The organism is Streptomyces sp. BE303, assembly GCF_036290945.1.
In the GTDB taxonomy this organism is placed as follows: domain Bacteria; phylum Actinomycetota; class Actinomycetes; order Streptomycetales; family Streptomycetaceae; genus Kitasatospora.
The window spans coordinates 1-12,027 of record NZ_JAQYWZ010000673.1 but is presented as its reverse complement, the minus strand read 5'-3'; the positions used below and the strand labels follow the sequence as shown (position 1 = coordinate 12,027).

Sequence of the window (12,027 nt, the reverse complement as noted above, 5' to 3'; positions counted from 1 at the left end):
GACGAGGGCCTCGCGCACGACCTCGGTGTCGCGGCCGAGGTTGGCCCGGGCGCCGCCGGCCATCAGCTGCATGGTGGTGATGTGGTGCGCCACGATGTCGTGCAGCTCCCGCGCGATGCGACGGCGCTCGTCCGCCACCGCGCGCTCCGCCAGCAGGGTCCGCTTGATCGCCATCTCACGCTGCCAGCGGTCGACCACCATGGCGGCGCCGACGACCATCAGGGTGCTGAGGACCGGGGAGAGGGCGTCCTGCCAGAGCGGCCACCGGCCGGGATTCTGGCTCAGCAGCGTGACCGACACCGTCGCGACGGCCGCGACGGCCGTCCCCCGGCCGGAGTGGGCCCGGGCCGCCGAGTACAGGGCGACCACGAGGACGGCACCGAGGTGCGGGGGCAGCGGAAGGACCAGGGAGGCGATCCCGTCGAGTGCCAGGACGGCGGCCAGCGCCGTCGCCGGGTGACGGCGCCGGGCGAGCAGCGGCAGGCCCGCCGCCCCGACGAGGAGGAGTCCGGCCGGGCTCACCTGGTACCGGCCGTCGAGGCCGGAGAGGAACGCGTAGCTGAGCAGGTTCATCGCGCAGGCGCCGACGGCCACGAGCGCGTCGCTACGGGACCACGGCGGCCCGGAGCCGTCGGTGTGCAGCGGCTCCCGGGCGTCTTCGGACCCGGTGTGTCGACTCATGGACATGTCTGTTCCCCTTGCGTCCGGCCTCCCGGCCACTCCCGGGACAGGGTTGCACAGCAGGCCGCGACGGCCGCACCGGCGGCGAGCGGCGCACGGACCTGCCCCCGGGAACGGTCCCGGCGCAGCGGCGCCGGTCCACCCGGCGGGGGCCGCGGCCCGCCTCCCGGCTCCGTACGGGGCGCGGTACGGGTCGCCGTACGGGCGTACGGGTGGAGGGCCGAACTCCTCGCCGGGACCGGCGAGGTGGCCGTGGACGGAGACCGCGAGGTGGGACGCGAGCTTGCGCATGCGCCGCTCTCGGGTGCAGTACTCTGAGCGAATCGGTCAGGCCGTAGTACTTCAACCGGAGTGGTGTCCATGGCGCGCAGGAACGACGAGCGACGAGCCGCCCTCGTCGACGCCGCGATCGAGGTTCTGGCCAGGGAAGGAGCGCGCGGGCTGACCTTCCGGGCGGTCGACACCGAGGCCGCCGTCCCGGTCGGCACCGCGTCCAACTACTTCGCCAACCGCGACGACCTGCTCACGCAGGCCAGCGCCCGGGTCTACGAACGCCTCCGCCCCGACGATTCGGAGATCACCCGCCGGCAGACGGGCGTGACGGACCGGGAGTCGTACGCCGCTTCGATGCACGAACTCGTCGACCGGGTCAGCTCGTTCCGCACCGGCTACCTGGCGCTGCTCGAACTGCGACTCGAAGCGACCCGGCGCCCCGACCTGCGCGCGGTCCTGACCGAGCGGGTCCGCGCCGATCTCGACGCCAACGTCGCCTTCCACCTCGCCTCGGGCCTGCCCGGCGACGAGACCACCGTCCGGTTGCTCTACCTGGCGTTCAACTGGCTGATCGTGGAGCAGCTCACCCTCCCCGACGTCCTCTCGGAGGCCGAGCGCCACGCACTCGTCAACGCCGCGGTCGACCGCCTCGTGACGCCCTGACCTACGCGGATCCGTCGCGGATCCGCACCGGCGCCCGGGACGGCCGCGCCCGGCCCTGTCGGTGCGCCGGGTCGGACCGCCAGGGTCGGTCGCATGCGACGGCGAGGGCACGTCCCGGATCCGACCCCGGCCCCGGCACTGCCCGAACTGCCGGAGAACCGCGCCCTGTTGGACTACTTCCGCGAGCGTTCGACCCTGCCGCGCGGCCCGGACGACCTCACCCTGGGCAACCGGCAGCTGCATGCGCACCCCGACCTCTGCGACCGACTCTCCCGCCTGGTGCCGCGCCACCCCGTGGAGTCCGCCTACGGCGTGCCCGTCCTCGCCTTCGAGGGCGTGGCCGCCGTCGTGGCGTGCGGCACGGACATCCTTCCGTTCCGCCGGTGGCAGCGGAACGGCACCTGGCATCAGGTCTTCACCCGGCTGCAGTCCTTGGCCGACGCGAAGGGGAGGATCACGTGGGACCTGAGCGTCGACTCCACGGTCTGTCGTGCTCATCAGCATGCGGCTGGGGCCCGCAGGCAGGGCGAGCTGCAGAAGGAACCGCCAGGCGGTGTGTTCACCGAACCCGAGGATCACGGACTGGGTCGCTCACGCGGCGGGTTCACCACCAAGTTGCACCTGACCGTCGAGCAGGGTCAGAAACCCATGTCGATCGTGATCACGGCCGGGCAGCGCGGCGACTCCCCGCAGTTCGAACCCGTGTTGGACAAGGCCCGCGTGCCCCGCATCGGTCCGGGACGGCCACGCGTCCGCCCCAACCGCGTGCGGGCCGACAAGGCCTACGCCTCCCGCCAGCCCTGTCGATCGTGAGCCCAGTCCATCATCACCTTGGCGGTCGACTCCTCTGGGCCGAACACTTCATGGAGCCTTGGAACGTGGGCCTGGTAGTGCTTGTCTGCACTGTCTTCGCGATACTCGACCTGGTAGCAGCAGGTCGTGCAGAACCTCCTCGGTTGGATCGTCCACGGTACGACCGCCCGCTTCAACTACACGCGGCACTGGCTTTAGCATGCACGCGACTGTACCGACCCATGGGACTCAACTGCCCAGCCGTCCACAACCTCCCGAGGCAGAACACCTGGCCCGATGACGAGGCTGGCCGCGCCGCCCACCTTCCAGGAGAGGAAGCTGCGATCTTTGTCCAGGCGGACGAGCTCAACGCCCACATCGCTCGGTTCCTCGAACACTACGGGTAGGCTCGTAGGTATGGGAATTGACTGGGAGAACATACTCGGCGCAAGCGGTGACGGCCTCGACGATGCCTACGACAGCGCGGTCTCCGCGGCCATCTACAGCGATGACCCGGTGGAGGACCGTCGGCCACTCCCGGTCGGCGAAGAGCACGACGACACAGACGGCTTGCGCTGAACTGAGGAAACGCCCTGGCAAGCCGCGGCGTTTCGCCGTCAGGTCAGGGGTCAGTCAAGAGGCGGCCGAGCTCAACTCTGCGGCTCGATCGCCGCCTTCACCGAACTCGTCATCCCCGGCAACGGCACAGGTGACGGCCAGCACTGCGGCACGGGGGTGCTGCCCGAGCACCGAGGTCACGGCCTCGGCCGATGGATGAAGACCGAGTCGATCCGACAGGCCCACAGGGACTATCCGGACCTCGGTGACCTCCTGACCGACACCGCCGACAGCAACGCGCGCATGCGACGGGTCCACGACGGTCTCGGCTACACACCCACGCACACGACACACCAGTATCAGCTCGACCTTTAGCAGAGAGCGGACGGGCCGGACCGGGACATCACCCCGTCCGGCCTGTCCGTGCTTTCGATACACGCCCTAGTCGCACTGCTGCGCGAAGCCCTGGTCCACGCCCGCGACCTCAGCAGGAACCGGCCCGGAGGTGCACCGGTCGCGCGGGGCGTGGCCGCACCGGCCGTCAAGGCCCCGCAGGACGGGGCCCGGTGAGCGGGGCGCGGTGAGCGGGGCGCGGTGAGCGGGGCGCGGGCGGGTCAGCCGACGACCGGGTCGTCGAGCACCTCGACGAGGACCCGGGCCTGGAGCCCCCCGGAGTCGGGGCCGGACAGACCGGCCGTCGTCGCCAACGCCTTCCACAGCGCCCACCCGCGTGCCCGCCGCCAGGTGTCGTCGGGAAGGCCGACGGCCTCCCGGAACGCCTTCCGCTCGTCGCCGGTGAAGTACGTCCAGGCCATGACGAGGTCGCACGCCGGGTCGCCGGTACCGCAGGTGCCGAAGTCGATGACCGCGGAGAGCCCTCCGTCGACGGCGAGGAGGTTGCCGGGGGCGACATCGCCGTGGAACCACACCGGGGACGACGGCCAGGCCGTGGTCAGGGCGCCCGCCCAGACCGCCCGGCAGGCGGCGACGTCGACGGAGTCCCGCAGCACGTGGAGGGCGTTCTCCACCTGGTCGGCGTAGACGCTGGGATGGCAGCCCCGGAAGAACGAGTGGCGGCCGGCCGCGGGGCCGTAGACCGCCGGGACGTCGCGGAGTTCGGTCAGGAACGCGCCCAGGTCGGCGGCCAGCCGGGTGCGGTCGACGGCGTCGGCGGCCCCCGGCTGGCCGGCGTCGTCGACGGTGCCGCCCGGCAGCCAGCGCCGCACCGACCACGAGAAGGGGTAGCCCTCCCCCGGACGGCCGGTGGCGACCGGCTCCGGCACGGGCGTCGACAGGTGCTCCGCCAGGAGCGGGAGGCAGCAGTCCTCCTTCTCGACGCCGGCGACGTAGCCCTCGGCACTGGGCAGGCGGACGACCAGGTCGTCGCCCAGCCGGAAGGTGCGGTTGTCCCAGCCCTGACGGGCGACCGGCCGGACCGGAAGGCCGCCCCACTCGGGGAACTGCTCGGAGACCAGCGCACGGACGAGTTCGGCGGAGATTTCGACGGAGATGTCGGTCACGGGCGAAGTCTGCGCCCGGCCTTCCGTGCACCGCAAGCGAGTTACCGGCCGATACTCCGGTCCCGCCGGTCGGGGAACCGTACTGGCGTCCCGTCAGGTCATCTCGGGCCGGCCGGACCTACCGAGCCGCCGAGCGACTTCGGGGCCGGGGGCCGCCGCCCGGGGCGTCAGGCGTCCGGGGGCGTCAGGCGTCCGGGTCGGCGCCCTGCTGGACCTGCTTGATCCGCTCCGCCTGGAGCGTGGCGAACTGCTGGAGCGTCTTGTGGTCCCGCTCGTCCTCGTCGAGTTCGATCAGGGCCACGACGGTGCCGACCCGCATCGCCGTGGACGAGGCGACGGTCCCGTCCCCGGAATCAGCCGAATCGGCGGGCTGCTCGAATCCCCGCGCCTGGTCGGCGGCCACCTTCAAGGTGATCGGACGCACGTCGTCGTCGGCCTTCTCCAGGGACGCCGCCAGTGCCTCGAAGACGGGGCCGGCGTTCTCCACGGTGTCGAAGGTCAGCAGGGTGAAGCGGATGTCGTTGTCGGTGTCGGCGGCCAGCTCGTAGCGGACGGAGCCGCCGAGTTCGAGGCCCTCGCAGTCGACCGACAGCTTCTTTCGGCAGGTGCTGGACGCCTCGGCCTGCCCGATGGCCTGCGGCGGCTTCGAACCGGAGGAGAGGCCCCAGCCGGTGGGGAGCGAGGCCGGGCTCGGCAACGCGTCCTGCACCTGGTCCGGTTCCGACAGCACCACCGCGGCCCGGATTGCCGCGCCGCCGCCGGAACTGCACGCGCCCGTGCCCAGTGCGAGCGCGGCGACCGCCGCCGCCAGTGCGAGATTGCGTCCGTGCCGCTTCATCTTGTCCATCGCGGTGCCCCGTTTCGTCCTTCACCTCAAGATCAGCAGCGCACATCAAACCACATGATCAGCTGGTCGTTCCGGCTCGTCGCCCCTGCCGAACCAGGGCCCCGGAACAGGGCCCCGAACCGGACCCGGCCGGGCACCTGCACCGCACGGGCACCATGACGCGGCGTGAGGGCCGACCCCGCGGTTGATCTCGCCGGTCGAGGTCCTAGGCTCAGGGGCCATGGGCATGAACGGGCGATACCTGCGGCTGAGCGCACGCCAGTTGGAGCGCGCGGCGGCGGAACCCGGCTGGGTGCGGGAGTGGGTCACCGAACTGGACGAGGACGTGGACGAGGCGGCCGCCCGGGGGCGGCTGCACGGGACCGGGCGGGCCGGGCCGGTACTCGACTTCCTGCTCCGCCGCCACGACTTCCCCGTCGACGTCATCCACGGGGAGGCGGAGCTCCCCGGCGCCGGGCAGTGGGGGTACGGACCACCGCGCTGCCTCACCCCGGAGCGGGTCGGCGCCGCCGACGGGGCGTTCGCGGACCTCCCGCCCGGCGCGCTGGTCGACGGCATCACCCCGGCCGAGCTGGCCACCGCCGTTCCGCTGCCCGCCGGTTGGACGGACGGGGAAGCGCTCCACCTGGCATCCGGCCACTACCGCTCGCTCGCCGACTTCCTGCACACGGCTGCCCGCTACCGACACGCGGTACTCGTCTGGACCGAGTAGGACCCGTCACCCGACCCCGCCCGGCAGCGGCTGACACCCCGGACAGGCTGCTGCCCGGGGTGTCAGCCGCTGCCCGGCCGACCGTGCGTCCCCGACCGGGCGGGGGCGCACAGGACGGCGCGCAGTGGCCCCGCCCGCGCGGGGCCACTGCGCGCGAAACGGATCAGCAGGTGCCGGCCGGGCGGTCGCGGACCACGAGGTCGATGCGGCCGGGGCTGTAGTCCAGCCAGAGCACCCGGGTGCCCCGGTCGGCGGCCGGGTATGCCTGGACACCCCGGTTGCAGGAGAGCCGTACGGGGGTGCCGCCGGTGACGGGCACCTGGTACAGCTTGGGGAGCGCCGCGTTCGTCCAGCCGCCGCTCGGCTTGGCGCCGCCGTGCTGGTAGGTGACGACCCGGTCGGAGGCCGTGAAGTCCCCGACCAGCGGCGCCTGGGGCGAGTCGGCGGGCACCACGTCGGTCGTACCGGAGCCGTCGACGGCGCCGGACCGGATCGCGACCCGCAGGTCCGGGGGTGCCGACCGCCGCGACCAGAGCAGCCGGCCGCCCGCGAACTGCGTGGAGGTCATGTAGCCGGGCCTGCTACCGGCCGGGGCCCTCTCCGGGTACTGCGCGGTGATCCGGCCGGCAGCGAGGGAGTAGACCGTCGGCGCCGAGAAGGTGGCCCCCTCGGCGTTCCAGCTCTCGATCCAGCCGAGCAGACCGTCCTTGAAGGCGAGGTCGGACAGCCGGTGACCCTCGGCCACCGGGATGTCCACCGGGTCGGCCCCGTCGCGGAACACGAGGAGCCGGTTCCGGCCGTCCGCCCAGGAGGTGACCAGGACGGCGATCTGCCCATCGGATATCCGGGCGCCGTTGATGCCGTAGTCCGGGGAGTTGAACACGCTGCGGACCGGGCCGCCGGACAGCGGGCGCGCCAGCACCTCCGTCACCCCGAACCCGATCGCCTGCCAGACCGCGGTCCTTCCGTCGGTGTCGGGGGACAGGTGGATCCGGCCGTCCGGCGGGCTCAGCCGTGTCCGGGTACCGGGGGCGGTGACGGAGCCGGTGTAGAGGGACTCGTCGACGCTCTTCGGGTCGTCCCGTCCGCTCGCCACCCAGTGACCCCCGGCCACGGCCGGCGGAGCCTCGATGCCGGCGCTCCGCAGCAGCCCGCGGCTGTCCATGCCGATCCGGCTCTGCCAGCCGGCCTTGATGCCGTGGGCGTCGAACGCGGCCGCCACCGTGCGCAGTTGCGTGCGGCTCAGGCCGAGCGAGCGGCCGGCGGCGAGCACCGCGTTGCGGCCGTCGACGAACTCGTCCAGCGGGGTGAGGTACTCGGTGATCGCGCGGTAGACCAGACGGTCGGCGACAAGCGGGTCGAGGGCCCGGCGGATGTCCCACAGCGCCCCGCCGAAGATGGTGGCGTTGAGGTGGACGCCGCTGTTGTCGACGTCGCTCCAGGCCCCGATGTAGTCGTCGACGGTGGTGCGGCGGTCGTCGAGGCGACGCCGCGCGCACTCCTCGGGGGTGCCGGTGCGGCAGAGGCTCTCGTTCATCAGGGCCGCACGGGGGTCGGTCATCGGGATGCCCCGGGTGGTGACCTCGATGGCGTTGCCGAAGTAGTCGGCCAGTGCCTCGTTCATCGCCCCGGGCTGGGCGGAGCCGTCCAGGTCCGCGGTGTGCTGGACGACGGCATGGGTCAGCTCGTGCCCGACCACGTCCATCGCCACCGAGAACGGCCGGTAGGTGGCGTCCCCGTTGCCGTAGACCATCTTCACCCCGTCCCAGAAGGCGTTCAGGCTCGGCTTGCCGCCCTCGCTCGTGTTGGCCACGGAGACGATCGGGCCGCCCTTGCCGTCCAGCCCGTTCCGGCCGAGCCGGTCCCGGAAGAAGTCGTACGCGGCGGCGGCGTTGAGGTGCGCGTCCGTCGCTCCGCCGGTACCGGTCGAGGCCGGGAAGTCCGGGCCCGGGGAGGAGACCGGCGACCGGCCGGTCATCGGGCCCCGGAACGCGCCGGCGTCCTCCCCGGCGGCGTCGTAGGTGAAGATGCCGGCGCCCCGGGTGAGGTCGACGAGCTGGTGGCTGCCGTCCGGCCGGCGGGCGACGTTCACCGGGACGGTGCGGCCGAGGATGTCGGGGGCGGTTCCGATGACGGGCACGCCGACGTCGGCCGTCGGGGCGGCCCCGGCGGCCGGGGTGCCCGGGGCGGTGGCTCCCCCGGTCGGGTACGGGGCCCGGGTGTCGCGGGCGAGGGCGACCACGCCGCGCACGGCGTCCACGAAGACCTCGCGGACCAGCGGCGCCCCGGTGGCCGGGTCGGCGGCACGGACGACGAAGCGCTGGACGAGCCGCCCGCCGCCGCCCGGGAGCACGATCCGGCCGCCGTCCTCCGCCGTGGCCCCGCCCCGGGCGCCCCGGTCCGCGACCGAGTCGAGCGCGAGCCCGCGCAGCGCCTCGTCCGACACGGCCGGGGTGGTGGGGGCGGTCAGCCCGGTGAAGTACTTGCCGCCGACCGACTCCACCGTGCGGTCCGCGCCCTCGCCGACCAGGCGGACCAGGTACTGCCCGCCCAGCACCGGCACGCCGCCGTGGTACTGCTGGAACCTGACGGTGTCACGGCCCTCGGCCGCGTGCTCGACGGCGAGTTCCGTCAGCTGCGCGGTGTCGATGCGGTAGCGGTCGGGATGGGCCGCGAGATGGGCCCGGGCCGCCTCGGCCGGACTGCCGGGCGCCGACTCGGACAGTCCGGTCACCAGCTGCGGGGCGGCGGTGCCCTCCCCTGCCACCAGGCCGGGGACCGGGTCGGGCTCGGTGGCCGGGGAGGGCGGCGCGGCCAGGGCGGGCGACGCGCTCAACGCCAGGGCCAGCGCCAGGCTCAGGGCGGCGCCGACGCCCCGGGTCTTCTCGGGTAAGCGGGAACGGTGATGCACTGCGGTCCTCCGGGGGATGCGGATGCGGCACAGGCGGCACGAAGACGCTGATGTGACGATGCGTCACTCGATGCTCGGTCGCGGAGGCGCGGCCCGTCCAGGCGATCGGACCAGCCCTGCACCCCTGCGCACCCCTCCGGTGTCCGAACGGGCACGACCCGCCGCCGGCACCGGGAACCGGCCCGACGGGGGCAACCGATCCGGGGCCCGTGGCGTACCCGCGACCGATCGTTCGAGGAGGGAGGTGCTCGGCCATCGCCGAGCGGTGGGCGGGCGAACGATGAACTCGATCGGCGGCTGCTCCCGTTGGTACCGGCGAGGGCCCCGTCGGGCGGGCCCCGGGCGGGTTGCGGCCCGGGCACCCCGGACGGAAGGCCCGTTCCCGACCGATCAGGAGCAGACATGAACAAGATCAAGGCCGCCGTCGCGGCCGTCGCCGCCCTCGCCGGAATCGGGCTGGGCGCGGCTCCCGCGTCGGCGGGTGACATCAACATCCCCGCACGTTGCAGCAACAACCAGTTCGGTGGCAGCTTCCTGTGCGGCGGCGACTTCGGCGACGGTGTGACCTACTTCGGCTTCCAGGACGGGAACAGCGAGATCTTCGTGATCGGCACCGACCATGCCGTGTGGACGCGCTGGACGAGCGGCAGCTCCCACAAGCTGAGCAACTGGACCTCCATGGGCGGCTACTTCACGAGCAAGGTCGTGATCCGCCGCCAGACCCTCGGCGGCGCCTTCACCATCACCGCGCGCGGCAGCGACTACAACCACATGTGGTCCCGCGACCGCAGCCAGAGCGGGAACTGGAACGGCTGGTACGTCGACGGGCCGCCGATCGCCGGTGGCGGGCAGGTCCTGACCGGGGCGCAGGAGCAGTCCCGGACGACCACTCGCTGACGACTCCCCGACCACTCCCGGCCCCCTCCTCGCGCCTCGGCCGACCGATCGGCCCGACGGCGCGCAGGACAACGAGTTCGCCGGGAGGGTCGGGGGGCCCGGGGGCCAGGGCCCCGGAGGCCAGGGCCCCGGAGGCCGGGGGTTGGGGGCGCAGGTGGCGGGGCCGACCCGACTGTGACGCGGGTCACCGGAACTGCCGTACGGCGGCCGGACAACCCAGTGACGTGGACTTTTCGATGCACGAACGGATCAGAGCCGGCGACCCCGACGCCTTCCGGCAGTTGTTCCAGGAGCACTCGCGGGCAGTCCTGGCACACGCGGTCCGGGTGACCGGGGACCGCTCCGGGGCCGAGGACGTCATGGCGGTGGTCTTCCTGGAGGCCTGGCGGCTGCGGGAGAAACTGCGCGACGAATGGGCGACGCCCCGCCCCTGGCTGATGGGCATCACCGTCAACGTCCTGCGCAACCGGGCCAGGGCCGCCCGCCGGCACACCGCCGCCCTCTCCCGCATGCCGATCCCCGAACCGGACCCGGACTTCGCCGACGAGCTGGTCGGCCGTCTCGCCGACCATGAACAACTCCTGGCTGCCAAGGCGGCGTTGGAGAAGCTCCGGCGCGGCGAGCGCGAAGTCTTCTCACTGTGCGTGTGGGCGGGTCTCACGTATCCCGAGGCCGCAAAGGCGCTGGGCATCCCGGTCGGCACCGTGCGCTCCAGGCTCTCCAGGGCCCGCACCCGACTGCGTGCACTGGCCGACAAGGAGCTGCGGCGGATGCCGAGAACTCTCCCGGAACCCCTGCGGGCCGCCGGACAAATACAGGGTGGCCGGATGGTTCCGGCCCGGTCGGACAAGGAGTGGAACAGATGACCAGCGTCCCGGAGCGGCAGCAGCCTCTCGACGACACGGAGCTGAGGCACCTGCTGCCCGCGGCCGAAACGCCGGCCGTCCAGCCCGACCGGCAGCGCCAGATCGAGGAGTTCCTGATGAGCGAGATCACCCGCACCCCCGAAGCCGCAGGGCCGGCCCGACCCGAGTCCAGGAACCGGCGCCGGCTGCTGATCGCCCTGCCCGCCACACTGGCGGCCTTCGCCCTCGCGGCCACCGTGGCGGTCACCACGTTCGGCAACCCGGACACCGCCCCCGTGCGGGGCGACCGTGTCCCGGCGTCCGTCGTGCAGGTCACGGCCGGCGACACCGCGGGACTGGCCGGCGCGGTGGAACGCATCTCCCTGGCCGCCCAGTCCACCCCCGACCTCGTCCTGCGCCCCGGCCAGTACGTCTACGTCGAGAGCACCGTCTCCTACCTGATGGGTTCCCTCAACGCCGACACCGGCGAGGAGAAGACGTGGGTCGACAAGCCCCACCAGCGGCAGATATGGCGCTCCGCCGACGGCCGCACCGGCTGGCTCACCGAGGAGGGCAAGACCGCGCAAGGAGGCGAGGCACTCAAGTCGGACACCGCCGCCCGCCTGAGGTACCCCTCCTACGACTACCTGAACACCCTGCCCACCGACCCGCAGGTGCTGCTGCAGAAGATCTACACCGAGACCGCGGGAGGCGGAAACAACGGACCGGACCAGGAGGCGTTCGACACCGTCCTCGCCATGGTCCGCGAACAGGCCGTCCCCGGCAAGCTCGCCGCCGCGCTCTACCAGGCCGCGGCCCGGATCCCCGGCGTCGTCCTCGTCGACAACGCCACCGACGCCGCCGGACGCGCCGGAATCGCCATCGCCCGCACCAACACCACCACGGGCTCCCGCGACGAGATGATCTTCGACCGCACCAGCTACACCTTCCTGGGCGAGCGCGGTGTCCAGGTCACCGAGGCCTTCGGGGTCAAGCCCGGCACCGTCACCGCCAACACCGCCGTCCTCAAGCGCGTCGCGACCGACGCCCCCGGCCGCCCGCCCGGCACCGGCAAGGCCTGACGCGTCGACCGCTGAACGACCGTGGACAGCGGGCCTCCTGCACAGGAGGCCCGCTGTCGTATCAGTCGGCCACCCGCGTGCCGGTCGATCCACGGTCGCGTCAGACAGAACCGAACTCGTCCGACCGGACCGCAGCGACGAAGGAGCGCCAAGCCTCGACGGGGAAGACGAGAGTCGGACCCTGCAAGTCTTTGGAGTCACGGACAGGGACGATGCCAGGGAAGTCGGCAGTCACCTCGACACAGG

Annotated in this window: 11 protein-coding genes and 2 pseudogenes; 8 read left to right on the top strand and 5 right to left on the bottom strand. The window is 72.8% G+C overall.

Features of this window, described 5'->3' with window-relative positions; genetic code table 11:
- Positions 1-687: histidine kinase dimerization/phosphoacceptor domain-containing protein (locus PUR56_RS16170; RefSeq protein WP_329949441.1), on the bottom strand; the 687-nt coding region annotated here is incomplete at its 3' end.
- A gap of 354 nt (positions 688-1,041) precedes the next feature.
- Between PUR56_RS16170 and PUR56_RS16165 the strand changes: the two genes are divergently transcribed.
- From PUR56_RS16165 to PUR56_RS16150, 4 genes and pseudogenes are all read left to right on the top strand, one after another.
- On the top strand, positions 1,042-1,617 hold the full coding sequence (locus tag PUR56_RS16165) for a TetR/AcrR family transcriptional regulator (RefSeq protein WP_329949440.1): 576 nt from the start codon (positions 1,042-1,044) through the stop codon (positions 1,615-1,617).
- A gap of 375 nt (positions 1,618-1,992) precedes the next feature.
- Positions 1,993-2,415 (top strand): annotated as a pseudogene (locus PUR56_RS16160) (transposase); the annotation flags it as partial.
- 411 nt (positions 2,416-2,826) lie between these two features.
- A complete protein-coding gene (locus PUR56_RS16155; protein ID WP_329949439.1) occupies positions 2,827-2,988 on the top strand; it encodes a hypothetical protein in 162 nt (53 codons plus the stop codon).
- An 81-nt stretch (positions 2,989-3,069) separates the two neighbouring features.
- A pseudogene (locus tag PUR56_RS16150) lies at positions 3,070-3,342 on the top strand (GNAT family N-acetyltransferase); the annotation flags it as partial.
- A gap of 239 nt (positions 3,343-3,581) precedes the next feature.
- On the opposite strand, the gene PUR56_RS16145 reads toward PUR56_RS16150, so the two are convergent.
- A complete protein-coding gene (locus PUR56_RS16145; protein ID WP_329949438.1) occupies positions 3,582-4,487 on the bottom strand; it encodes an aminoglycoside phosphotransferase family protein in 906 nt (301 codons plus the stop codon).
- 184 nt (positions 4,488-4,671) lie between these two features.
- Positions 4,672-5,334, bottom strand: coding sequence for a hypothetical protein (locus PUR56_RS16140; protein ID WP_329949437.1), 663 nt, complete (start codon positions 5,332-5,334; stop codon positions 4,672-4,674).
- A 226-nt stretch (positions 5,335-5,560) separates the two neighbouring features.
- Between PUR56_RS16140 and PUR56_RS16135 the strand changes: the two genes are divergently transcribed.
- On the top strand, positions 5,561-6,046 hold the full coding sequence (locus tag PUR56_RS16135) for a DUF1877 family protein (protein WP_329949436.1): 486 nt from the start codon (positions 5,561-5,563) through the stop codon (positions 6,044-6,046).
- Positions 6,047-6,209: 163 nt separating this feature from the next.
- Here the strand turns inward: PUR56_RS16135 and PUR56_RS16130 are convergent, their stop codons facing one another.
- Positions 6,210-8,957: a M4 family metallopeptidase gene (locus PUR56_RS16130; RefSeq protein WP_329949435.1), complete on the bottom strand. Its 2,748-nt coding sequence runs from the start codon at positions 8,955-8,957 to the stop codon at positions 6,210-6,212.
- 402 nt (positions 8,958-9,359) lie between these two features.
- On the opposite strand from PUR56_RS16130, the gene PUR56_RS16125 reads away from it, so the two are divergent.
- From PUR56_RS16125 to PUR56_RS16115, 3 genes are all read left to right on the top strand, one after another.
- Positions 9,360-9,854, top strand: coding sequence for a hypothetical protein (locus tag PUR56_RS16125; RefSeq protein WP_329949434.1), 495 nt, complete (start codon positions 9,360-9,362; stop codon positions 9,852-9,854).
- A 236-nt stretch (positions 9,855-10,090) separates the two neighbouring features.
- A complete protein-coding gene (locus PUR56_RS16120) occupies positions 10,091-10,720 on the top strand; it encodes an RNA polymerase sigma factor (RefSeq protein WP_329879120.1) in 630 nt (209 codons plus the stop codon).
- Complete coding sequence (locus tag PUR56_RS16115; protein ID WP_329949433.1) at positions 10,717-11,781, top strand: CU044_5270 family protein; 1,065 nt, start codon at positions 10,717-10,719, stop codon at positions 11,779-11,781. Before PUR56_RS16120 ends, PUR56_RS16115 begins: the two co-directional genes overlap by 4 nt.
- A 100-nt stretch (positions 11,782-11,881) precedes the next feature.
- Here PUR56_RS16115 and PUR56_RS16110 read toward each other — a convergent pair whose 3' ends face one another.
- Positions 11,882-12,016: a DUF397 domain-containing protein gene (locus tag PUR56_RS16110; RefSeq protein WP_329949442.1), complete on the bottom strand. Its 135-nt coding sequence runs from the start codon at positions 12,014-12,016 to the stop codon at positions 11,882-11,884.
- Positions 12,017-12,027 lie beyond the last annotated feature (11 nt).

Coding starts and splice junctions, on each gene's coding strand:
- PUR56_RS16125 (WP_329949434.1), top strand. CDS start 9,360: ATGAACAAGATCAAGGCCGCCGTCGCGGCCGTCGCCGCCCTCGCCGGA.
- PUR56_RS16155 (WP_329949439.1), top strand. CDS start 2,827: ATGGGAATTGACTGGGAGAACATACTCGGCGCAAGCGGTGACGGCCTC.
- PUR56_RS16115 (WP_329949433.1), top strand. CDS start 10,717: ATGACCAGCGTCCCGGAGCGGCAGCAGCCTCTCGACGACACGGAGCTG.
- PUR56_RS16135 (WP_329949436.1), top strand. CDS start 5,561: ATGAACGGGCGATACCTGCGGCTGAGCGCACGCCAGTTGGAGCGCGCG.
- PUR56_RS16120 (WP_329879120.1), top strand. CDS start 10,091: ATGCACGAACGGATCAGAGCCGGCGACCCCGACGCCTTCCGGCAGTTG.
- PUR56_RS16165 (WP_329949440.1), top strand. CDS start 1,042: ATGGCGCGCAGGAACGACGAGCGACGAGCCGCCCTCGTCGACGCCGCG.
- PUR56_RS16140 (WP_329949437.1), bottom strand. CDS start 5,334: ATGGACAAGATGAAGCGGCACGGACGCAATCTCGCACTGGCGGCGGCG.